Origin of the sequence: Sorangium sp. So ce185 (assembly GCF_051526825.1) — a bacterium.
Classification (GTDB): domain Bacteria; phylum Myxococcota_A; class Polyangia; order Polyangiales; family Polyangiaceae; genus Sorangium; species Sorangium cellulosum_D.
On record NZ_CP150316.1, the window covers coordinates 13366337 to 13389830 of the forward strand.

At 73.2% G+C, this 23494-nt stretch carries 15 protein-coding genes; 8 read left to right on the forward strand and 7 right to left on the reverse strand.

Features of this window, described 5'->3' with window-relative positions; translation table 11 throughout:
* Entirely contained in the window at window positions 1-753 is a 753-nt protein-coding gene (locus WMF26_RS49450; RefSeq protein WP_437998386.1) for a helix-turn-helix domain-containing protein, read from the reverse strand.
* A gap of 42 nt (window positions 754-795) precedes the next feature.
* On the opposite strand from WMF26_RS49450, the gene WMF26_RS49455 reads away from it, so the two are divergent.
* Window positions 796-1989: a cytochrome P450 gene (locus WMF26_RS49455; protein WP_437998387.1), complete on the forward strand. Its 1194-nt coding sequence runs from the start codon at window positions 796-798 to the stop codon at window positions 1987-1989.
* Between the two features lie 387 nt (window positions 1990-2376).
* Entirely contained in the window at window positions 2377-3147 is a 771-nt protein-coding gene (locus WMF26_RS49460) for a hypothetical protein (protein WP_437998388.1), read from the forward strand.
* A gap of 66 nt (window positions 3148-3213) precedes the next feature.
* Here WMF26_RS49460 and hisC read toward each other — a convergent pair whose 3' ends face one another.
* The 4 genes from hisC to WMF26_RS49480 form a co-directional block, all read right to left on the reverse strand.
* Complete coding sequence (gene hisC, locus WMF26_RS49465) at window positions 3214-4296, reverse strand: histidinol-phosphate transaminase (RefSeq protein WP_437998389.1); 1083 nt, start codon at window positions 4294-4296, stop codon at window positions 3214-3216.
* A gap of 43 nt (window positions 4297-4339) precedes the next feature.
* Entirely contained in the window at window positions 4340-4918 is a 579-nt protein-coding gene (locus WMF26_RS49470; RefSeq protein ID WP_437998390.1) for a hypothetical protein, read from the reverse strand.
* The gene (locus WMF26_RS49475) at window positions 4915-6027 is read right to left on the reverse strand and encodes an AAA family ATPase (RefSeq protein WP_437998391.1); all 1113 of its coding nucleotides are present in this window, start codon (window positions 6025-6027) and stop codon (window positions 4915-4917) included. The genes WMF26_RS49470 and WMF26_RS49475 overlap by 4 nt, the downstream gene beginning before the upstream one ends.
* A gap of 62 nt (window positions 6028-6089) precedes the next feature.
* The gene (locus WMF26_RS49480) at window positions 6090-6308 is read right to left on the reverse strand and encodes a hypothetical protein (RefSeq protein WP_437998392.1); all 219 of its coding nucleotides are present in this window, start codon (window positions 6306-6308) and stop codon (window positions 6090-6092) included.
* 330 nt (window positions 6309-6638) lie between these two features.
* Between WMF26_RS49480 and WMF26_RS49485 the strand changes: the two genes are divergently transcribed.
* From WMF26_RS49485 to WMF26_RS49495, 3 genes are all read left to right on the forward strand, one after another.
* Entirely contained in the window at window positions 6639-10580 is a 3942-nt protein-coding gene (locus WMF26_RS49485; protein ID WP_437998393.1) for a protein kinase domain-containing protein, read from the forward strand.
* A gap of 318 nt (window positions 10581-10898) precedes the next feature.
* Window positions 10899-12245 carry a phenylacetate--CoA ligase family protein gene (locus WMF26_RS49490; RefSeq protein WP_437998394.1) on the forward strand — a complete coding sequence of 449 codons (1347 nt, stop codon included), beginning with the start codon at window positions 10899-10901 and terminating at the stop codon, window positions 12243-12245.
* Window positions 12242-13432, forward strand: a complete 1191-nt coding sequence (locus tag WMF26_RS49495) for a glycosyltransferase family 4 protein (RefSeq protein ID WP_437998395.1) — start codon at window positions 12242-12244, stop codon at window positions 13430-13432. Before WMF26_RS49490 ends, WMF26_RS49495 begins: the two co-directional genes overlap by 4 nt.
* 123 nt (window positions 13433-13555) lie before the next feature.
* Here WMF26_RS49495 and WMF26_RS49500 read toward each other — a convergent pair whose 3' ends face one another.
* Window positions 13556-14995: a sigma 54-interacting transcriptional regulator gene (locus WMF26_RS49500; protein ID WP_437998396.1), complete on the reverse strand. Its 1440-nt coding sequence runs from the start codon at window positions 14993-14995 to the stop codon at window positions 13556-13558.
* A gap of 477 nt (window positions 14996-15472) precedes the next feature.
* On the opposite strand from WMF26_RS49500, the gene WMF26_RS49505 reads away from it, so the two are divergent.
* From WMF26_RS49505 to WMF26_RS49515, 3 genes are all read left to right on the forward strand, one after another.
* Window positions 15473-17794, forward strand: coding sequence for a glucosyltransferase-I (locus tag WMF26_RS49505; RefSeq protein ID WP_437998397.1), 2322 nt, complete (start codon window positions 15473-15475; stop codon window positions 17792-17794).
* Between the two features lie 283 nt (window positions 17795-18077).
* Window positions 18078-21014, forward strand: coding sequence for an nSTAND1 domain-containing NTPase (locus WMF26_RS49510; protein WP_437998398.1), 2937 nt, complete (start codon window positions 18078-18080; stop codon window positions 21012-21014).
* Window positions 21015-21047: 33 nt separating this feature from the next.
* Window positions 21048-22052 (forward strand): hypothetical protein, encoded by a 1005-nt coding sequence (locus tag WMF26_RS49515; RefSeq protein ID WP_437998399.1) that lies wholly within the window; start codon window positions 21048-21050, stop codon window positions 22050-22052.
* Window positions 22053-22065: 13 nt separating this feature from the next.
* Here WMF26_RS49515 and WMF26_RS49520 read toward each other — a convergent pair whose 3' ends face one another.
* The gene (locus WMF26_RS49520; RefSeq protein ID WP_437998400.1) at window positions 22066-23259 is read right to left on the reverse strand and encodes a hypothetical protein; all 1194 of its coding nucleotides are present in this window, start codon (window positions 23257-23259) and stop codon (window positions 22066-22068) included.
* Between the last annotated feature and the right edge of the window lie 235 nt (window positions 23260-23494).

Sequence of the window (23494 nt, forward strand, 5' to 3'; positions counted from 1 at the left end):
TCACTGCATCAGCCCGGTGCGCAGCTCGGTCGGGGAGTAGCCGAGCATGCGGCGGCAGGTCCGCGAGAAGTGCGCGAGGTCGGCGAACCCCGCGGCGTGGGCGGCGCCCGTCGCGTCGAGGCGGGCGAACGCCGCCAGCGCGACGAGCAGCCGGCGCCAGAGCTGGAAGGTGCGGATCGGCACCCCCACGTCGCGCACGAACAGCGCCTGCAAGTGCGCCTCGGAGATCCCGGCGTGCGCGACCGCGCGCCGCCGGTCCCCCGCCGGATCGCGCAGCGCCTCGAGGACGCGGGCGACGCGCCCGTCCGGGGCGCGCCGCGGCGACTCCTGCGCGAGCCAGGCCGCGATCTCCCGGGCGAGGCCGTCGAGGACGTCGGGGCGCGACAGGGACGCGCGGTGCGCCGCCACGGCCCCGTCGACGCGCGCGAGGAGGCGGCCCTCGAGCGGGCAGGCCCCGCCGCGCTGGCGCGTGTAGCCCGCCACGTGCGGCGTCTCCTCGGGGTCGTAGAGGAGCCCGATCGTGGGCCCGGGGCACGAGGCGGCGTGCCACTGGTCCGGGGGCACCACGACCACGCGCCCGCGCACGACGCCGCCGCCCGGCTCCGGCGCGGTCACCGTGACGTCGCTCTCCAGCCCGACCAGGACCGCCGCGCCGTGCTCGGCGTGGAGGGACGACGCCATCGCCGTCGAGGCGCGCACCGCGAAGGACTCCGCGATCACGGCGCCGATCCGGGATTCGTTCAAGCGGCCCACGCCCTCGAATCCTACCGTGGCTCGCGACGGAGGTCGTGAGCGATGAACCTGTTCTCGGACGAGATGCGCCGAAACCCTTACCCCCTGTACGACCAGCTCCGGAGCGGCTCTCCCGTGCTCCACTATCCCCCCTCGGACACGTGGATGATCTTCGACTACGACGGGGTGAAGCGGGCGCTCCACGACCATGAAGCGTTCAGCTCCGTCGTGTCGCCGCCGGGCAACAGGACCTCCGAGTGGCTCCTCTTCATGGACCCGCCGCGCCACGCGAAGCTGCGCGCCCTCGTCCAGCGCGCCTTCACCCCGAGGGCCGTGGCGGCGCTCGAGCCGCGCGTCCGCGAGCTGTCGCGCGGGCTCCTGGACCGCGCGATCGAGCGCGGCGAGATGGACCTGGTCGAGGACTACACGGTCCCGCTCCCCCTGCTCGTCATCTCCGAGATGCTCGGCGCGCCGATCGAGGACCAGCCGCGGTTCAAGCGCTGGAGCGACGTGATCCTCGACCTCAGCACCACGGTCGCCGGCACCGAGGCGGGGGCCCGGGCGATCGCCGCGTTCACCGCGGTGAGCGCCGAGATGCAGGCCTACCTGAGGGGCCTCATCGCGGAGCGGCGGGAGGCGCCGAGGGACGATCTCCTGACCCGGCTCGTCGACGCCGAGGTCGACGGCGAGCGGCTGGGCGAGGACGAGATCCTGGGCTTCTTCCAGCTCCTCCTCGTGGCCGGCCACGAGACGACCACGAACCTGATCGGCAACGCCGTCCTGTGCCTGCTCGAGGACAGGGCCGCGCTCGCCCGCGTCCGGGCCGAGCCCGAGCTCCTGCCCGCCGCGATCGAGGAGGTGCTGCGCTACCGCTCGCCGGTGCAGGCGATGTTCCGCGTGACGAAGCGCGACGTCCCGATGCACGGCCAGGTGATCCCGGCCGGCAAGCCGGTGCTGGTGATGATCGGCTCGGCGAACCGAGATCCGCAGCAGTTTCGCGATCCCCACCGCTTCGACATCGCGCGCGATCCGAACCCGCACGTCGCGTTCGGGCACGGGCTCCACTTCTGCCTCGGGGCGCCGCTCTCGCGCCTCGAGGCCAGGATCGCGCTGTCGGATCTCGTGACGCGGCTCGCGGACCTCCGGCTCGCGAGCGACGCGCCGTGGGACCCGCGCCGGGCGATCCACGTGCTCGGCCCGACCCGCCTGCCGATCCGCTTCGCGCCCGGGCCGCGCCTCGACCGGTCCGAGACGTAAGCGCCCCTCGACGCGCGGAGCGTCCGGCTGTCCTGAGGTCTGCCGGCCTGATGCCTGCGGGCCGCACCCGCTCCGCCGCGCGATCCGGCCGGAGCGGCCGCGCCTCGACGGCCCGCGGGTCCGGCGCGCGGCAGAGCGCGTCCAGCGCGGCGCGCGGCGCGGGCGGCGGCGATCCATGCGCCGCCGACGGCACGATCGCGGGTTGCTCACGACGCCTCCCACCCCTGGCACCGCCATTGCTCAACCTCGCTGACGCCGGTGCGGCGCGCTCGACGCGACGGCGACGGCGCGGCCCTCGGCGGCGCTCTCGTCGCGCGCGGCGCGAGGGCGCCGGCGAACCGCCGTCCCGCCGCCGAGGCGGCCGACAGGACAGGCATCGAGGAATCCATGAGCGAGCAGACCTCCATCAAGGTCGTTGTTCCACGCGAGATGACGCCGGACGAAAAGCAGATCCTCGTCGACGAGCTCTATGCCCTCCGCCGCCGGATCTTCGAGGGCGCGCAGCGGAAGCGGAGCTTCGCCAGCCACGTCGTCGAGGCCGGCGCGGAGCACGGCGCGGTCGTGCTCCACCGGGGCGCGGGCGGTCAGCTCGTCGGCTATTTCGCGATCGAGATCCTCGAGCGGGAGTCCTGCGGCGCGACGGTCGCGATCTTCCGCGGCGAGTCCGGCGCGCTCGGCGGGCGCTCCGGCGGCGATGGCGCCCTGCGCCTCGTCGGCGATGTCGTCCTGCGCCTCGTCCTGGAGCGGCTGATCCGCTACATGCTCGCCCACCCGGGTCGACCGGTCCATTGCCTGTGCTCGCTCGCGCACCCGTCGAGCTACGCGCTGTTCTCGCGGTTCGTCGACATCACCCACACGGGCCCGGTCGAGAGCCAGGTGGCGGGCGCCGACGCGCTCATGGCGGAGCTCGCCGCCTCGTTCGATCTCGAGTCGAGCGAGCGTGGCAGCCCGCTCGTCTTCGAGGCCGGGCGGGCGGGCGAGCCCGCCGACGACTGCGGCTTTCTGCACCTCTACGAGAACCCGTCGGTCCGTTGCTTCGTGTCGGCGCACCCCGGCACGGCGGAGGGGCGCGGGCTGGTCACGCTCGTGCCGCTGAGCCTGGGCGGCATGGTGCGCGCGGCGGCGCGCTATGCGGGGCCGGCGTCGAAGCGCGGGTAGGGGGCGCCTCGCCGAGCGCGCTTCAGCGCGCCCGGCGGGCCGGCGCTCCGTCGGTCCCGAGGCGCGTCACTTCAGCACGTCCGCCAGGCTGTCGAGGAAGCGCTGGTTCTCGCGCTCGGTGCCGATGGTGACGCGCAGGCTGGTCGGCAGGTTGCCGAACGGCCGCACGATGACGCCCTTGCGGAGCAGGGCGTCGTAGACGGGGCGCGCTGGCCGCCCCACGTCGACGAGCACGAAGTTCGCCTGGCTCGGCGCCACCGACAGCCCGAGCCGGGTGAGCTCGCGCGTGAGCCGGTCGCGCTCGCGGAGGTTCAGCGCGCGGCTCTTCTCGACGTGCTCGGCGTCGTCGAGCGCCGCGATGGCGGCCGCCTGCGCGATCGCGCTCACGTTGAACGGCGCGCGCGTCCGGTTCATGTAGTCGATGAGCTTGGCCGGGCCCATGGCGTAGCCGACGCGGAGGCCGGCGAGGCCGTAGATCTTCGAGAAGGTGCGCACGACGAGGAGCCGCTCGCGGAGGTGGCGGAGGCGCATGGAGTCCGGGAAGTCCGGCGCGTCGGTGTACTCGATGTACGCCTCATCCATGACGATGACGACCTCGGGCGGCACCTCCTTGAGCAGGCGCTCGACCGCGCCGCGGCTCACGTGCGTGCCGGTCGGGTTGTTCGGGTTCGCGACGAAGAGGAGGCGCGTCTTCGGGGTGACGGCCGCGGCCATGGCCTCGAGGTCGTGGCGCAGGTCCCGCAGCGGCACGGCGGTGAACGGGACGCCGTACGCGAGCGCGACGAGCTTGTAGACGACGAAGGCCGGGTCGCCGAAGACGATGTGCGAGCCTGGCGTCGCGAAGGTGTGCACCACGAGGTCGAGCAGCTCGTTCGAGCCGTTGCCCTGGACGACCTCTTCCATGGCGACGCCGTGGATCGCCGCGAGCCGTTCGCGGAGCCGGTAGGCCGACGCGTCCGGGTAGAAGTGCATGTTCGCGATCTCCCGGCGCGCCGCCTCGAGGGCGCGCGGGCTCGGGCCGAGCGGGTTCTCGTTCGAGGCGAGCTTCACGGCGTCGGTCACGCCGAGCTCGCGCGCGAGCTCCTCGATCGGCTTTCCCGCTTCGTAGGGAGCGAGCATCTCGACGGTAGGCAGAACAAGCGCAGACATGGGGGCGCACCGTATCACAACCTCCGAGGCGTGAGCGGCTGGATCAGGCGCCCGCGCTCGTCGCCTCGGTTTCCGGCGCGGGCATCCAGGCCCCCACGGCCGACCGGAGCGCCGCCCACTCGGGGAGCCACGAATGGGGCTCCGCGTCGTGCTCCAGCGCGTTGAGGATCCGCTCCTCGAGCTCGGGTTTTCTCTTGAGTATCGGGTGGAATCCAGGTGTGTGCTGGATCTTCGCGAGGATGTTTTTCCCGGCGAACACCTCGAGCGCGTGCTGACGGAAGCGCCCGCCGCTCAGGCAATCTGGCACGTGGCGTTCGAAGGCCTGGAGCAGCTTGTCCTTGTCGAGCCGAGCGCCCTCGGTGTACGCGTCGGCTTTGTCTCGAAGCTCCTGCGCGAGCTCCTGCTCGGTAGCGTCGAGGCGCACCTGGGTCTCGAGCCGGTTCCGCCGCGGCGCACAGCAGGTCAACGCGATCCGCGCCGCGGTGACGTGACCGAGCGCATCGAAGACGCGCTCGAGCTGCGCCACGTAACGGCTGACCTGAACGCCGGTGCCCCGGAGGATCGCGTGGAGGAGCCTGACGTCGGGACCGTTGTCTTCGCCCTCGCACAAGAGCACGCTCACAGGCACGGCCGTCCCTCCGGAAGCCGGTGGATGGTGTGAGGGCTGACGAGCGTCGAGACCGCGCGCGCGTGCGTCGTGAACAGGAATTGATTGTCCTCGCCGAGGCGGGGCAACAGGCCGAGCAGCGTCTGCGCGAGCGGCGGGTGCAGGTTCAGGTCGATCTCGTCGATGAGCACCACCGAGCGGTGGATCTGCTGCCTCACGAACTCGAACAGGACGGGAAAGACGGATTGCTCGCCCGCCGACATCTCGCTCAGCGTGTACGTGCGGCCTCCGTCCTTCAGCACGAAGCGATCGTCCGCCGGCGTGGGTCCGTCGAACAGGGTCTCGAGCCCGGCGAAGCTGCGACCCGGGAACGCCGTCCGGTAGAGAGCTTCGAGCTCGCCGAGGTAGTCGCGCTCTGGGTGTGGTCCGCGCTGCTCGCGGTTTCGATGCCAGATCTTGAGGATCCTATCGAGCCGCTCGACGGCGGTCTCGAACCGGACTCCCATTTCGTTCGGCGGAGCGGGGTCGGACGCCTCGCGCTCCGGCGGCTCGCGCGCGCCGGACAGCGCGATGTTGCGGAACTGGTCGTACCAGAACACCCCTGGTAGCCGAGAGAAGAGGGCGCGGAGCTTAACGTCATTCCGGACCGAGGCGGCGACGTACGAGCGCCCTCGGAACTGGTAGATCTCGCGCGCGGAGCCGGTCGTCCTCACCCGAGCCCCCTCGAGACGCAACGTCACGACCCGGCTGTCGCCAGGCTCCCTGAACGACTCATGGCTCGTGGGGCTCACGAGGTCCCACCAGCGCCTCGCGGCTTCCTGTGTCGCGGCGATCTCGTCGTCTTCGAACTCGACCGTCAACTCGACGATCGGATCGCCGTGCACGAAATACCGCTCGGGTGCCCACCCGGTCCAGCCGAAATGGCGTATATCGGGGATCTTCCGCTGCGCCAGCGAGAGCGTGAGGGCGATGGCTTGCAGGATGGTCGTCTTCCCTGACGCGTTGTCGCCAAGGATCAAGTAACGATCGGCCACATCCCCGGTCGCCTTGTTCTTGAAGTCCAGCTCGACGCCGGGAGGAGCGAATTTCTTGAAGTTCTCGATCGTCGCTCGGCTGATCTTCATGGAGAGAACCTCGTCACGGGGAACCGACGGCGTGACGTCTTACCATGCTCGATCGGAGCGGCCTACCAGCGCAGAGCCTTGCAATCGGGCAGCGCGCTGCTGCGGCGCCGCTCGGGCTCCCTCGACGAGGGCCGCCGCACCGGCGCGACCTCGGTCGACAGGCGCGACGCTCCGCGCCGGGCGGCCGGGCTGCTCGCGAACACCGTGGCGACGACGCCGTCGAGGAGCGATGCGGCGCCCGCCGGGAGGCGCTGGAGACGACGGAACGCAGTCCGTGTCACTTCGCAGGCCGTGCTGTAAACGGCGGGGCACACGTAGTGTCATTTTGCAGGCCGTGCTGTAAACGACGGGGCACACGTAGTGTCATTTCGCAGGCCGTGCTGTAAACGGCGGGGCACACGTCGTGTCACTTCGCAGGCCCAGCCGCAAACGGCGGGCGTACATCGGTCACCCTCCGCAGCCCGGCGGTGCTCCTCGCCGCTCCTCCCACCTCCCCACGGCTCCACCGCCCTCCGCTCCCCGCGCGCCAGGGCCGCCGGCGGCCTCGTCCCGCGCACGGGCGCCGGGATCTCGCCTCTCGGTCCGCCCTCCGTGTGATACTCGCCGTCCCGATGAAACCCGGGGACATCGTCGCCGACCGCTTCCTGATCGAGCGCCTCGCCGGGTCGGGCGGGATGGGCTCCGTCTACCGCGCCCTCGACCGGCACACCGGCGAGACCGCCGCCCTCAAGGTCATGTCCGGCCGCGGCCTCGAGCACAGCGAGCGCTTCGCCCGCGAGGCGCAGGTCCTCGCCGAGCTCAGGCACCCGGGCATCGTCCGGTACATCGCCCAGGGCGCCACCGAGAGCGGCGAGCCGTGGCTCGCCCTGGAGTGGCTCGAGGGCGAGAGCCTCGCCGACCGGCTCCGCCGCCGCGGGCTCACCGTCGCCGAGAGCGTCACCCTCGGCCTCCGCGTCGCCGAGGCCCTCGCCGAGGCCCACCGCAACAACGTCGTCCACCGCGACCTCAAGCCGAGCAACCTCTACCTCGTCGACAAGGCGGTCGAGCAGGTCAAGCTCCTCGACTTCGGCATCGCGCGCCTCACCTCGCTCGCGCCCCTCACCATGACCGGCGTCGTCATGGGCACGCCGTTCTACATGGCGCCCGAGCAGGCGCGCGGCGAGCGCGCCGTCGGGACCCCGGCCGACGTGTTCGCCCTCGGCTGCGTCCTGTTCCACTGCCTCACCGGACGCCCGCCGTTCGTCGGCGACGACATCCACACCGCCCTCCTCCGCGTCGTGCTCGACGAGGCGCCCCGCCTCCGCGACCTCCGCGCCGACATCCCCGAGAGCATCGACGCCGCCGTCGCGCACATGCTCGCCAAGGACCCGGCCCAGCGGCCCGCGAACGGCGCCGCCGTCGCCCTCGAGCTGCTCCGCGTCGGCGAGATCAAGAGCACCCCCCCGGCGCCCGTGAGCCGGCGCGCGAGCGCGCTCACGACCGGCGAGCGGCGGACCGTCTGCCTGATGCTCGCCCGGGTGGGCCAGCCGGAAGCGCCGGCCTGGCAAGGGCCCACCATGCCGATGACCCTCCCGATGACCATGCCCCTCGCGCGCACCGTCTCGGAAGACGAGGTGAAGCGCGTGGCCACCCGCTTCGGCGGGACCCTCCAGACCCTCGCGGACGGGCTCCTGCTCATCACCCTCGAGGGGCGCGGCCTCATCACCGACCAGGCGGCGCGCGCGGCGCGGTGCGCCCTCGAGGTGCGCGACCTCCTGCCCGGCGTGCAGATGGCCCTCGTCGCGGGCCGCGGCTCCGCCGACGACCGCCTCCCGATGGGCCCGACCATCGACCGCGCCGTGCGCCTGCTCGACCGCGCCGACGGCGGCTCCGTCCGCCTCGACGAGGTGATGGCCGGCCTGCTCGACGCCCGCTTCGACGTCGGCGGCGACGCGACCGGCCTCGTGCTCCGCGCCGAGCGCGACCTCGTCGAGGCGGCGCGCACCCTCCTCGGCCGGACGACGCCGTTCGTGGGGCGCGACCACGAGCTCGCCATCCTCGACGCCGTGCTCGACGAGTGCCTCTCCGAGCCGACCGCGCGCGCCGTGCTCATCACCGCGCCCGCGGGCCTCGGCAAGAGCCGGCTGCGCTACGAGTTCCTCCGCCGCGTCGAGGAGCGCGAGCAGCGCGTGCAGGTCTGGCTCGGCCACGCCGACCCGATGAGCGCCGGCTCGCCGTTCGGGATGCTGCGCCAGATGCTCCGCCGCGAGGCCGGCCTGTCCGGCGGCGAGCCGCAGGAGGTCCGCGAGCAGCGCCTCCGCGCCCGCGTGGGCCGCACCCTCTCGGGCGGCGACCTCGCCCGCGTGACCGAGTTCCTCGGCGAGGTGGCGCGCATCCACTTCTCCGACGAGGGCCGGGTCGAGCTGCGCGCGGCGCGCAGCGACCCGATGCTCATGGGCGACCAGATCCGCCGCGCCTGGGAGGACTTCGTGCTCGCCGAGTGCCGCGACGAGCCGGTGCTCCTCGTGCTGGAGGACCTCCAGTGGGGCGACGTGCCCACGGTCAAGCTCATCGACGCGGCGCTCGCGCTCCGGGACCAGCCGCTCATGGTGCTCGCGCTCGCGCGGCCCGAGGTCGAGGCCGTCTTCCCGAAGGTGTGGGTCTCGCGCGGCGTGCAGGAGATCCGGCTGCGCGAGATCGGGCGCCGGGGGAGCGAGCGGCTCGTGCGCGAGGTGCTCGGCGACGCGGTGACGCCCGACCTCTGCGCGCGGCTGTGCGAGCGCGCCGGGGGCAACGCGTTCTACCTGGAAGAGCTCATCCGCGCCGCCGCCTCGGGGCGCACCGAGGCGCTGCCCGAGACCGTGCTGTCCATGGTGCAGGCCCGCCTGGAGTCGCTCGACGGCGAGGCGCGGCGCGTGCTCCGGGCGGCGAGCGTCTTCGGCCAGAAGTTCTGGCGCGGCGGGCTGATGGCGCTGCTCGGCGGCGAGCGCCGGGCGCCGCAGGTCGACGGGTGGCTCGCGGTGCTCGTCGATCGCGAGCTCATCGCGCGCCGCGGCGAGGGGAAGTTCCGGGGCCACGACGAGTACGCCTTCCGGCACGCGCTCGTGCGCGAGGCGGCGTACGCGACGCTGACCGACGCGGACCGCGCGCTCGGCCACCTGCTCGCCGGCGAGTGGCTGGAGGCCGCGGGCGAGCGCGACGCGGCGCTCCTCGCCGACCATTTCGAGCGCGGCGGCGACGCCGAGCGGGCGGTCATCTGGTTCCGGCGCGCGGCGGAGCAGGCGCTCGGGGCGAACGACTTCCGCGCCGCCATCCAGCGCGCCGAGCAGGGCGCCGCGAGCGCCGAGGTCGACGGGGAGCTCTTCGCGGCGCTGCGCCTCGTCCAGGCCGAGGCCCACAAGTGGCTCGGCGAGGCCGCCGAGGCCGAGCGGTGCGCCGTGATGGCGATGAACGGCTTCCCGAGGAAGAGCGCGCTCTGGTACGCGGCGGCCGCGGAGGCGGCGTCGATGCGCGTGCGCCTCGGCATGGGCGAGAAGCTCGCGGACCTCGTCGACGAGCTCCGGGGCGGGCGGCCGAGCGGCGAGCGCGGCGGGCCGCCGGAGCTGCTCGACGAGGCGACCGGCGCCTCGGTGAGCGCGCTGGCGCGCATCGCCGGGTCGCTCCTGCACGGCGGCCAGTACGCCGCCGCCGAGGAGATCGTGCAGGAGCTCGCGCGGGTGGCGATGCCGCTCGCCGAGCGGGACGCGGCGGTGGCGGCGCGCCTCCACGCGCTCCGCGCGTCGCAGGCGCTCTGCTACGGCGACCCGGCGGCGTCGCTGGAGTGGACCGAGCAGAGCATCCCGGCGTACCTCCAGACGGGCGACATCAGGAACGCGTGCCTGAGCCGGGTGAACGCGGCGCACTGCCTCGTGCAGCTCGGGGCGTACGGCCGCGCCGAGGCGGAGCTGCGCGACGCGCTCGCCGAGGCGGAGCGGCTCGGGCTCTACAACGTGGCGGCGTTCGCGAAGCAGAACCTGGGGCTGCTCTGGATCCAGCAGGGCGATCTCGGCGCGGCGCGCGCGGTCACGGCCGAGGCGGTGGAGGCGTTCGCGGCGCAGGCGAACCGGCGGCAGGAGGCGCGGTCGCGCGCCTACCTGGCGGCGATCCTGACCCGGCTCGGCAGCCTCGGGGCGGCGGACAACGAGGCGGGCGCGGCCGTGGCGATGCTGGCGCACGTGCCGACGCTCCAGGCGCTGGCGCTCGCGGTGCGCGCGCGGGTGCTGCTCGAGCAGGGCCGCGCCCACGAGGCGCTCGAGGCGGCGCGGCGCGGGCTCGGGCTGCTCGTGTCGGTCGGCGGGACCGAGGAGGGCGAGGCGCAGATCCGGCTCGTGTACGCCGAGTCGCTCCGGGCCGCCGGCCACCACGACGCGGCGCGCGAGGCGATCGCGGTGGCGATGCAGCGGCTCGTCGCGCGGGCGCAGTGGATCCGCGACCCGGCGCGGCGGCAGAGCTTCTGCCAGGGGGTGCCGGAGAACGCCAAGACGTTCGCGCTGGCGGCGCTCTGGCAGCAAGAGGCGGAGCCCACCCTGCAATGAGGCGCCGAGTCGCGGGCCGGGCGCCGCGTGCCGCGTGCCCCATCGACGCGCGACGAGCCCGCTCGCCCGTCCCCGCGGCGCTGGCCGGCCGCGCGGTGTTGGCCGGCCGCGCAGCGTCGACGGAGCGCGCCCGTAGCGGGCGTGTGTTTTCGCCGGCGCTGGAACAGCCGTGATGCGAAGTCCATCCACGACACCTCCGTTACCCTCGTGAGAGCGCACGAAACGCGCGCGCCGCGGCGGCCGCGGCAGCTTGACTGTTTGTCGGAGCTCCGAAAGAATCGTCCGTCGGTAGATATGTATTCAGTACTCTTCCGGAACGTGCTGTTTCCCGTTTACGAGACGAAACTCCGAAGGAGGGCGACGCTGACATATCTCGATGAGCTGAAGCGGTCCCAGTGGCGGCCGGAGAGCGAGCTGCGCGAGCTCAACTGGCGAAAGATGCTGGCGACCCTCCGCTTCGCCGAGGAGAAGGTGCCCTTCTACCGGCGCCGCTTCGCGGAATACGGCGTGCGGGTGAAGGACGTGCACGCGCCCGAGGATCTCGTGCGCTTCCCCGTCTTGACCAAGGCCGATCTCCGCGCGCACGGCGGCGAGCTCATCGCGGAGGGCTGGAACGGCAAGCTCTTCAGGAGCGGCACGGGCGGATCGACCGGGGAGCCAGCGCGGTTCTTCTACGATCACACCACGTACGAGTGTCGTCAGGCCGCCGCCCTTCGCGCTGACGCGTGGGCCGGCGGCCAGATCGGGGACAAGGAGCTGTACATCTGGGGCATACCGACCCACGAGCCCCGGTGGAAGAAGGTGAAGCGCACGCTGCACGAGGCGTTCCTCCGGAAGAAGACGGTCAGCGCGTGGAACCTGTCGGAGGCGCGGCTCGCCGGGGTGGTGGACGAGATCCTCCGCTACCAGCCGAACCTCGTCGTCGGGTACACGAGCCCGCTCTACTACACGGCGCGCTACGCGCTCGAGGCGGGGCGCAGGCTGCCGACGCCGAAGGGGATCATCGCGACGGCGGAGCGGCTCTTCCCCCACCAGCGCGAGGTCATCGAGAAGGCGTTCCAGGCGCCGGTCTACGATCGCTACGGCTGCAGGGAGATGATGCTGATCGGCGCGGAGTGCGAGCGCCGCGAGGGCAAGCACCTCAACATCGAGAACGTCTTCGTCGAGGTCCAGTGCGGCGGCCGGCTCGCGCGGCCCGGCGAGCCGGGGGAGGTGATCCTGACCGACCTCCTGTGCCGGTCGATGCCGCTCATCCGCTACAAGAACGAGGACGTGGTGGTCGCGGCCGACAAGTCCTGCTCGTGCGGCCGCGGGCTGCCGCTGCTCGCCTCGGTCGAGGGGCGGGTGCTCGACATGATCGTCGGGCCGGACGGCCAGCTCCTCTCGGCCGTGTTCTTCCCCTACTTCTTCAAGGACAACCCGACCGTGGAGCGGTACCAGGTCCACCAGGACAAGTCGCGGGCGATCACGATCCGGATCGTCCCCAGCGCGGGCTACCAGCCGGAGACGTCGCAGGCGATCGAGCGCGATCTGCGCCGGTTCCTCGGCGACCGGGCGGACATCCGGGTGGAGCTCGTCGACGAGATCCCGGTCACCTCGGGCGGGAAGTTCCGCTTCACGGTGTCCGAGGTGCCGATCGAGTTCGGGCGCGAGGCCGCGGCGTGAACGGTGCTCCCGAGGTCCGGCCGGCGGGCGGCGAGGGGCCGCGCGCCGCGCCGGGCCATCCCGCGAAGGTCGCCCACGTCGTCCTTTCGCTCAACGTCGGCGGGCTCGAGCGGGTGGTGCTGCGGCTGCTCGAGCGGACGGCGCGCGACCGGTTCGCGCCGATCGTGTGCGCGCTGGAGGAGCCCGGCGCGCTGGCCGAGGAGCTCGCGCGGCTCGGCGTGCCGCTCGTGGTGCTGCCGCGGCGGCCCGGGCTCGACCCGGGGCTGCCGGTGCGGCTGTCGGCGTGGCTGCGGCGCGAGGGGATCCGGCTGGTGCACACGCACAACCCGGGGCCGCACCTCTACGGCGCGCTGGCGGCGGGCCTCGCGCGGGCCGCGAGCCTGCCGGGGCGGGGCGGGGGGCCGCGCGTCATCCACACGAAGCACGGGCGCAACTACCCGAAGCAGAAGCGGAAGGTGCTGGTCAACCGGCTGGCCGCGGCGCTCACGGACCGGGTGGTGGCGGTGAGCGACGACGCGCGCGCGGTGGCGCTCGAGGTGGAGCGGGTCGATCCGGCCAAGGTGGTGACGATCCTGAACGGCGTGGACACGGACGTGTTCCGGCCGGGCGACGCGGGCGCGGCGCGGGCGCGGCTCGGGGTGCCGGCGTCGGGCTACCACGTGGGGTGCGTCGCGCGGCTGTCGCCCGAGAAGGACCACGCGACGCTGCTCGCGGCGTTCGCGCGGCTCCGGGAGGTGCGGCCGGACGCGCACCTCACGCTGATCGGCGACGGCCCGCTGCGGCCGGCGCTCGAGGAGCAGGCGGCGCGGCTCGGGCTCGGCGGGGCGGTCGCGTTCACGGGGACGCGCGGCGACGTGGCGGAGCTCTTGCCGGCGTTCGACGTGTTCGCGCTCGCGTCGCTGACCGAGGGGATCTCGCTGACGCTGATCGAGGCGGCGGCGGCGGGGCTGCCGATCGTGGCGACGCGGGTGGGGGGCAATCCGGAGATCATCGAGGAGGGGTCGACGGGGCTGCTCGTGTCGCCGGGGGCGCCGGAGCCGCTGGCGGCCGCGCTGGAGGCGGTCGCGGTGCGGGAGGACCGGGCCGCGATGGGGGAGCGCGGGCGGGCGCGGGTGATCGAGCGGTTCGGGCTGGACCAGATGGTGCGGGCGTACGAGGCGCTCTACGCCGAGGTGCTCGGGGGGTAGGGCCATCTCCGATCTCGTGGAGATCGAGATCTCGCCCGATGACGGCGTATCCACCTGATACGACGATGCCACCGTGAGCCTCGGGACATCGACGGATATGGACCACGAGTCCGCGCTGTTCGCTCACCCCCCCGTGTCCTCGTCCCCGCCCGCCGCGCGTTGCGCGAGCCAGCGGCGGAGCTGGTTCCTGTGCATGCCGAGCGCCCGGGCCGCGCGCGTCACATTGCCCTGCTCACGGCGCAGCGCCGCCTCGATCTCTTCCTCGGCGGGCCACGACGCTGCCCGCCGCGAGGGCCGCTCCTCCGCCGCCGGCTGCGGCGCCCGCGCGGCGTCCTTCGCCGCCGTGCCGGTGGCGCTGCCGGACACGACCGCCGGCGTCCCGGGGAAGGCCAGCTGCCCCGCCGACGGGGAGAGGTGATGGTCGTGCACCACCGAGCTGCCCGCGAGGTGCGCCTCCTGCGCCGCTGCCCGGATCTCCGCGGTGAGCTCTCGAATGTTCCCTGGCCACGCCCGCAGGAGGCACGCCTCGATCAGCGACGCATGCGCCCGAGGGGGCGCGCTCGCCTCGGCGCGCGCGCCGGCCGCCGCGTGTCGCAGGGCCGCATCGACGAGCCACGGGACGTCCTCCGGTCGCTCCCGGAGCCGCGGCATGCGGACCGAAGGCCGCGCGATGCGGAAGAAGAGATCGTCGCGCAGCTTCCCGGCGGCCACCTGCGCCCGCAGGTCCTTGTGGGTCGCCGAGACCAGCGCGAAATCCACCTGCACGGGCCGTGACGCCCCGAGCGGGAGCACCTCCTTCGCCTCCAGCGTCCTCAGGAGCTTCGCCTGCACGCCGAGGTCGAGCTCGGCCACCTCGTCGAGGAAGAGCACCCCGCCGCGCGCGGCCTGCACGTACCCTTCGGCGTCCGCCGCGGCGCCCGAGTACGCCCCCTTGCGGGCGCCGAAGAGCAGCCGCTCGGCCAGCCCCGCGGGGATGGCCGCGCAGTTCACGGGGACGAACGGCCCGTCGCGCCGCGGGCCGAGGGCGTGGAACGCCCGCGCCGCGTGCTCCTTGCCCGTTCCGCTCTCGCCGGCGACGTGCAGCGTCGCCCCGAGGCGCGCCGCCCGGTCGATCGCGTCCCACGTGCGGGCGAGGGTCGCCCCGAGGATCGTGCCGCCGGTGCGCGAGACCCCCGCGCGGAACGGCTCGACGTCGGCCAGGAGCAGGAACACCGACCAGCCCGTGCGCACGATCCGGAAATCGGCGCCGGTGCGCGCGCCCACCAGCGGGACGCCGTCGAGCCAGGTGCCGTTCCGGCTGTCGAGATCCTCGACCCGCCACGCGCCGCCGGTCCAGCGCACGCGCGCGTGCCTTCGCGACATCCGCTGATCGTCCAGGTGCACGCCCGCGACCTCGCACCGCCCGAGCTCGATCTCGCCGTCCTCCAGCGGGAGCACGTCGCAGCGGGGGCGATCCACCGAGAAGATGAGCAGAAGCCCGGGTCTTGGCGCCTTCGAACCGAGGTGCTCCGAAGGGAGGCCGGGCGCGTCGTCGAGGGTCGTGTTCCGCGCAGGGGGCGCCACGTCGCCGCGGAGTCTACCCCGGGTCTCTCGTCCGGTGCAGGGGCACCCGCCGCGGCGCGGGCGAACCTCGGCGCCGCGGCTCGCCCGGCGACGCGGGTGCGCAGGCTTCCTCGTGCCCGGCCGGTGTGCCGTGCCCGCCGTGCCCGTGCCCGTGTGCCAACCACCACGCGGCGTGCCCGCGCGCGGGACACGGCCATCGGAGGCTCGCCTCCAGGCGGGCGCTCATGGCACACGGATTGCCATCGATCTCGCCGGGGCCCGGGAGGCGTAGGTCGTCCGCAGCGACGAGCCAGCGAGGGCTCGCCGGCCCTCGAAGGAGCTTCTTGTGATGGCGGTACGAGCGTTGACCACCGAGGTGCACGCATGGCCGAGCCCAACGTGGGCTCGCATGCCTGCGGCGCGTCCGGGCATCCGACGTCCATCGAGCGGAGCATGGCTCCGGTCTGGGGCAGGCATGGCGACAGGAGGGGCCGAGCCATGAGCCAACGCCTCTTCTGGATGTGGAGCCTCCTCCTCGCGGCGCTCGCGGTCGCGTGTGCGGGCGACGTGTCCACCCCCTGCGGCGACGGCTACTGCCTGGCGTCCTACATGTGCATCACCTCGATCGACGGCGCGCGGTGCGTCCCGCCCGATACGCCGCTGAACGTCTGCGGCAATCGGCTCAAGGAGGACGGTGAGGAGTGCGACGACGGCGGTGTCGCGACGGGCGACGGGTGCGGCGCGAGCTGCCGGTGGGAGGTCTGCGGCAACGCGATCCTCGATCCCGGCGAGGAGTGCGACGACGGCGGTGTCGTGACGGGCGACGGGTGCGGCGCGAGCTGCCGGCGGGAGGTCTGCGGCAACGCGGTCCTCGATCCCGGCGAGGAGTGCGACTGCGGCGCCGGCGCCGCTGCGCCCCGGGAGGCGGTATGCGGCGATCGCCAGAACTCGTCCGCGGGTGGGTTGTGCCGCCTGGACTGCCGGCTTCATTGCGGCGACGGCGAGATCGCGAAGGAGGAGATGTGTGATCCCGCCGCTCCCACGGCCGTCTCCTGCGTGGATCTCCAGTATGACTTCGGCCGCCCCGCCTGTTCGCGCGCGTGCGACTCCCTGGACGTCAATGCCTGCGGCAACTTGGGGTGGCGCTCGATGCATCCGCTGGCCGGGGCGCCCCTTCGCGACGCGTGGGGCAGCGGGCCCGACGACGTCTTCGTCGTCGGGAATTCCGGCACCATGCTCCATTACGATGGCAAATCCTGGACACGGATGGACGTGCCGACCAAGAACCACCTGATGGACGTGTGGGGCAGCGGGCCCGACGACGTCTTCGCCGTCGGGCTCTCCGGCACCGTGATCCACTATGACGGCAGCTCCTGGACATCGATGGATTTTCCGGCCGACGCGGAGCTCGACGCCGTGTGGGGCAGCGGTCCGAACGACGTCTTCATCTTCGGATCCGAGGGCGTCTTGGCGCACTATGACGGCAGCTCCTGGACGCGGATGGATGCGTCGTACAATGCGCGTATTCTCGGCGTGTGGGGCACCGGCCCGAGCGACATCTTCGCCGTCGGAAACGGCGGCGCCGTGATCCACTATGACGGTAGCTCCTGGACGCGGATGGCCTCGCCGGTCACGGGCATCGTGAGCCTCAACGACGTGTGGGGCAGCGGCCCGCGCGACGTCTTCGCCGTCGGAAAAGGCGGCACCGTGCTGCACTATGACGGTAGCTCCTGGATGAAGATGGCCTCCCCGGTCCGTATGACTCTTCACAGCGTGTGGGGCAGCGGCCCGAACGATGTCTTCGCCGTCGGAGTCAACGGCGTCTTGGCGCATTATGACGGCAACTCCTGGACGGAGATGGCTTCGCCGGTCAGCGGGTCCGTCATCGGCGTGTGGGGCAGCGGCCCGAGCGACGTCTTCGCCGTCGGGTATTCTGGCCTCGAGGGCATGGTGCTGCATTTCGACGGCGTGAGCGCGACCGTGTCGCTCCATCAGGCTGATCTCCTGGACTCTTTCGCCAGCGTGTGGGGGAGCGGCCCGAGCGACGTCTTCGCCGTCGGGGGCACGAGCATCGTGCATTATGACGGCAGCTCCTGGACACCCATGGATGACCCGCTGGGCGGGCGTCTCTTCGACGTGTGGGGCAGCGGTCCGAACGACGTCTTCGTCGTCGGAGACACGGGCGTCGTCCATGGAGATACGGGCATCGCGCATTACGACGGCAGCTCCTGGACATTGGCGGCATCGTGGAGCGACGTGCCCCTCTTCGCCGTGTGGGGGAGCGGCCCGAGCGACGTCTTCGCCGTCGGGTCCGTGGGGACCGTGATGCACTTCGACGGCAGCTCCTGGACACGGATGCCCACGCCGACCGATGTGCCTCTCTCGGGCGTATGGGGGAGCGGCCCGAGCGACGTCTTCGCCGTCGGGGACGTGGGCACCGTGATCCACTTCGACGGCAGCTCCTGGACGCAGATGGCTTCGCCGGTCTATGCGTATCTTCGGGGTGTATGGGGGAGCGGTCCGAGCGACGTCTTCGCGGTCGGGGACGTGGGCACCGTGCTGCACTTCGACGGCAGCTCCTGGACGCGGATGACCTTGCCAGCCGACGCGCATCTCCAGGACGTATGGGGGAGCGGCCCGAGCGACGTCTTCGCCGTCGGGTCTCTGGGGACGGTGCTGCACTTCGACGGGATATCCTGGCTGCCCATGCGCTGGGACCCCGTCGGCACGGTGGCCGTATGGGGCACCTCCAGCCACGTGTTCTTCGTCAGCTCGGATGGCCGCATCAACCAGCTCGGCCGAACGGCGCTCGACCCTTGAGCGCCGAGGGGGGCTTCGTTCAGCGATGGACGCCCTGGAGCATCCACCGACGCCCCCGGGCGTCGCCGCAGCCGGTCCAAAGCCTCCGCGACGGCCACGTTCCCGGCCCACGGCCCAGGACCTGTGAGGCGCGCGCAGCGACATTGGCATGAGCCCGGAGAGCGGAATATCCTTCGTGCCCGTGATGGACGCCCGCGGCAGCGGTTCCGAGGACGAGGAGGCCGTCACCCCGCCGCCGGGCCAGAGGGGGCGTCCACAGGCGAGACAGGGAGTCGGCCTATCGATGACCCTGGTCACCGAGGCTCCGCCGCGCACGGCGTCGACCGCCTACGATCCGCCCACCGACGAGCGCCCCGCCGGGGCGAGCGGCGCTCCGCGACGAGCGCCGCAGGCGCCGCCCGTCGCCGCCGGGACGTTCCTCGGCCACTACGAGCTCATTCGCGAGCTCGGCCGCGGGGGCATGGGCACGGTCTTCCTCGCCCGCGACGTCCGGCTGGGCCGGCTCGTGGCGATCAAGCTCGTCACCACGCTGACCGGCCACCGGCTCGACCGGTTCCTCGTCGAGGCCCGCGCCACCGCGCGCTGCAAGCACGAGAACATCGTGACCATCCACGATGTCAACGAGCACGGCGGGCACCCCTACATGGTGCTCGAATACATCGAAGGCCAGAGCCTCCGCGCGTGGATGACGCAGCGGCGCCCGGCCGGCGCGGCGAGGGGCGCTGCCGCCACCCCGCTATCGACGAGCGCGGCGGTGGAGGTGATGGTGCCCGTGGTGCGCGCCCTCGCGTGCGCCCACAAGCTCGGCATCGTGCACCGCGATCTCAAGCCGGAGAACATCATGCTGGAGGCGTCCGGCGCCATCAAGGTGCTCGACTTCGGCATCGCCAAGCAGCTCGACGCCGACGCCGCCTCCGCGCGCGACGAGCGCGCTCCCCACGCGCCCACCGATGCGATGGGCGCGCTCCCCCTGACGCGCGACGGCGCGGTCATGGGCACGCTCGCCTATATGTCCCCCGAGCAGCGGGCCGGCGAGGAGATCGACCACGCCACGGATATCTGGGCCGTCGGGATCATGCTCCATGAGCTCGTGACCGGCGCGCACCCGTTCGAGGAGGCGGGGGCGCCCGGCTCCGCGCGTCCCGCCGCGCTCGACGCGCCGGTCCGGGCGCTCGGCGGGGCGCGGGGCGACCTCGGCCCGCTCGGCCCGATCATCGAGCGGTGCCTGCGCTGGCAGCGATCCGAGCGCTTCGCCTCGGCCCAGCAGCTCCTCGCCGAGCTCACGCCGCTCCTGCCCGGGCGTCGCGAGATCGTCCTCGGCGCCGCCGAGAGCCCTTTCGCCGGCCTGTCGGCCTTCCAGGAGGTCGACGCCGATCGCTTCTTCGGCCGCGAGGACGACATCGCCGGCATGGTCGCGCGCCTGAAGAGCCAGCCGCTCCTCGCCATCGTCGGCGCCTCGGGCGTGGGGAAATCGTCGCTGGTGCGGGCGGGGATCATCCCGGCGCTCAAGCGCTCCGGGGCCGGGTGGGCGTCGCTCGTCCTGCGGCCAGGCCGCGAGCCCATGGCGGCGCTCGCCGATCTGCTCGGCCATCCAGCCCTCCGGGAGGAGGCCGAGGCCAAGACCGAGGCCAAGACCGAGGACCACGCGCCCGCGGCGCTCGCCCGCGATCCCGCGCGCGGCCAGCGGATCGAGCGGCTGCGCGCCGAGCCGGGCTACCTCGGCGCCGCGCTGCGCGCGTGGTCCGCCCGGAACCAGCGCCGCGTCGTGCTGTTCGTCGATCAGTTCGAGGAGCTCTACACGCTCTCGTGCGACGCGCGCGATCGCGCCGCCTTCTTCTCGTGCCTCGAGGGCGTCGCCGACGACGCCTCCTCGCCCCTGCGCGTCATCCTCTCCACCCGCTCGGACTTCATCGAGCGCGTCGCCGAGGACAGGCGCTTCATGGCGGGGGTGACCCGCGGGCTCGTGTTCCTCTCGCCCATCGGCCGGGAGGGGCTGCGCGACGCGCTCCTGAAGCCGATCCAGGCGGCGCGGTACGAGATCGAGGACCCGGCGATGGTCGACGGCATCCTCGATGTGCTGGAGACGACCCACGGCGCGCTCCCCCTCCTGCAGTTCACCGCGGCCAGGCTGTGGGACATGCGCGACCGCGAGCGGCGGCTCCTGACGCGGGCGAGCTACGAGGCGATCGGCGGCGTGGCCGGCACGCTGGCGAGCCACGCCGACGCGGTGCTGGCCGGGCTCGGCGGCCGCCAGGCGAAGCTCTGCCGCGCCATCCTCGAGCGCCTTGTCACGCCCGAGCGCACGCGGGCCATCGCCAGCCTGGAAGAGCTCCGCGAGCTGCCCGGAGACGGCGATCCCGACGAGCTCGAGAGCGTCGTCCACCTGCTGGCCGACGCGCGGCTCCTCGCCATCGAGACCGGGCGCGACAACGCCGGCAGCCGGGTGGAGATCGTGCACGAGTCGCTCATCGAGCGGTGGCCGACGTTGCTGCGCTGGCTCGACGAGAACCAGGAAGACGCCGTGTTCCTCGACAAGCTGCGCGCCGCGGCCCGGCAGTGGGCGTCGAGCGGCGGCGCCGACGACCTCCTGTGGCGCGGCAAGCTCGCCGAGGAGGCGCGCCGCTTCCGGGAGCGCTCCGAGCGCCGGCTGCCCGAGCGCGAGCAGCGCTACCTCGACGCCGTGATCGGGCTGGCCGGCCAGGCGCAGCGCAGGAAGCGCAACCTCATCGTCGGGACCATCGCGAGCCTGGCCCTCCTGGTCGTCGGGGCCACCGCGGGCATCGTCACGGTGGTCCGCCAGAACCGGGTCATCAGCGCGCAGCTCGCGGACATCCGCCGGACCGAGGACAGCCTCGAGGAGGCGCTCGCGCGAGAGACGGCGTCCCGGCAGGCCGCCGAGCACGCGAGGATGAGCACGGAAGAGCAGCGGAAGCGGGCGGAGCTGCTGCAGAGAGAGGCCGAGGAGGCCAGGGACAGGGCCGAAGCCGAGGCCGAGCGGGCGCGCGCCGCGGCCGGCGAGGCGCGGACGGCGCGCGACGAGGCGCGGACGTCCGAGGTCGAGGCGCGGCGCGCCAAGGCCCAGGCCGATGACGAGCGGGCCAGGGCCGGCGTCGAGGCGCGGAAGGCCAAGCAAGCCGCAGACGACGAGCGACGCAGCAAGGAAGAGCTGGAGCAGCTCATCCAGCGCTCCGTCGGGCGGATCCGGGACCGCTTGAGGTAAAAAGCGCTCCGGGGGATCATCGAACCATCCCCCGTGCAGAGGACGCCGACGAGCACGCGCGCCGCGATCTGTTCATGGCTCTCGATCGCGGTGCTCGCGTCCCGGGCCGCGCCCGCGTGGGCTCAGGCCGAGGCGGCGTTGCCCCCCTGGCATGAGGGCGTCCCCGAGGAGCGCAAGCAGGCGGCGCTGGAGCTCTTCATGCAGGGGCGGGACCTGCACCGAAGGATGGTGCTCGGCGACGCCAAGAAGAAGTACGAGGAGGCGCTCGCCCTGTGGGAGCACCCGGATCTCCGGTTCTATCTGGGCAGGGTGCTCAAGATGATGGGGATGCCGCTGCTCGCCTACGAGAACCTGCGCCTGTCCCTGCGGTGGGGGCCGGCGTCGCTCGATCCGGAGGACCTCGAAGAGGCGCGCGCGCTGATGAAGGAGCTCGTCGAGCGGGAGCTGGCCGTCGTCGAGATGCGCTGCGATGAGCTCGGCGCCGCGGTGCTGCTCGACGGGAGGCCGTGGTTCGTCGGCCCGGGCTCGGCGCGCCGGTTCGTGACGCCGGGAGAGCATGTCATCAGCGCGCGGAAGGAGGGGTATTTCCCCCTCGTCGAGCCCGTCGTCGTGCTCGCCGGGGCGCACGCCTCGGGCGCGCTCACGCTGAGCGCCGACGGCCTCGTCACGGTGCGCCGGTGGGCCGCCTGGAAGCCGTGGGCCGTGGTCGGGGCCGGCGCGGGCCTCGGGCTGGCGGGCGCGGCGTTGCGCTGGCAAGCCGACGAGCACATGGAAGCGGCGGAGCAGCAGTTCGAAGACACGTGCACGTCGAGCTGCGCTCCGACGACGACGGACACGACCAGCCAGGGGCTCACGGAGAGCCGCGTCGCCACCGGCCTGTTCATCGCCGGCGGCGCGACCCTGGCGGCAGGCGCGGTCCTCGTGGTCCTCAACATGCCGCGGACGTATCGCAGCGAGGATCGAGGCGGCGTGGAGCTCCGGATCGTGCCCGCGGCCTCGGGCGCGATCGCCGGGCTGTCGGCGCGGCTCTCCTTTTGAACCGCCGAAATGCCTATTCGCTCGGATCGAGCTCGATCCCGGCGGTCCACGCGCCGCCCTTCCCCTCGTCGCGCAGGGTCGCCCGCCCCGCGGCGACGTCGAGATCGAGCGCCGGATCCCCGCCGTTCTGGGTCGTGTTCCCGTCGTGGACGCGGACGACCCGGCCCTCCTCCACCGCGCACCCGGACATGCCGGTGGTGCCGGCGCCGTAGAGCATGCGGCCGCCGCACTCGATGCGCGTGCGGCACTTGTCGGACCGTGGAATCCACGAGGAGCGCAGCGCGCATCTCGCGCCCGCCTTCACCGGGCTCGGGCCCGTGGTCTCGGTGACGCGCGCCGACCGGCGCAGCGCCTTCCCGGTGGCGTCGAGGAGCGGCTCCCCGCCCGCGGGCGCGCTCTGGGGAGACAGCGTGAGCTCGACGCGGTACGCGGGCGCCGAGTCGCGCCAGACCGCGCCGGTCCGGCCGAGGCTGTCGAGCGACACCTCGGCGCGCTCCCCCGCGCGCGTTCCCTTGTCGTCGTAGGAGAGCGCATAAACATAGGTGCCGGGCGCCGCGCCCCGGTCCTCCTCCACGCCGCTGCGGAACATCGACATGCCATTGAGCGGATCGCTCGATCGATAGATCGCCCTCCCGCCGCAGACGACGTCGAGCGCGGGCACGCGGAGGTCGTCGCCCGAGCTCGTGAGCTTCGCCTCGACGGTGCATGGCGCGCCGGCCGAGAGGGGGAGCCCCGTGGCGCGCGCCACGGTCGCCTTCCACGTCGCGGTCCGGGTCGCGAGCGGCTTCTCCGGGGCGGGCGCGGCCGGCTCCGGCGGCGGCGGCGCGGGCTCGGGCGGGGGCGCCGGAGACACGGGGACGGGCTCGGGCGGCGGGGCCGCGACCGGCCGCGGCGGGCCGTTGATCGCGTAAGACTCCGGCCGCCTCATCGCGTAGCCCGCGACCATGGCGCAGAACCCGACGCCCGCGATCGTCGCCAGGACCGGCACGATCAGCGAGCGCTTCGGCCCGCCCCGCAAATCGTCGAGCTCGCGGCCGAGCTGGTCGAGCACGCGGCGGGCCTCGTCCATCTGACGCTCGAGCTGCTCGACGCGCGCCGCCCGGCCTTCGTCCCCCTGATCCTCGAGCTCTTTCCTGGCCGACGCGAGCTGCTCCTCGAGGCTGTCCACGCGCCCGCGCAGCGCGTCCCGTTCGTCGCGGTACCGCATCGCACAACGATAGCACCCGCGGCTCGCCCGACGCGCGGGCGCGCGGCTCGCCCGACGCGCCGCCGGCGGAGCGCCTCGCGCCGCGGGGCGCTCCGCCGACGGCGCGGCAATCGTGGGGCGGCGGTGTCCGCGGTCTGACGGTTCGCCGCGGATTCCGCGGCAGAATGCCAGACTTCTCGCCCGGGCCCCCGGTCCAGCGTGTACGCTGGAAGGGTCCGCAGCCGTCGTGGGGAGG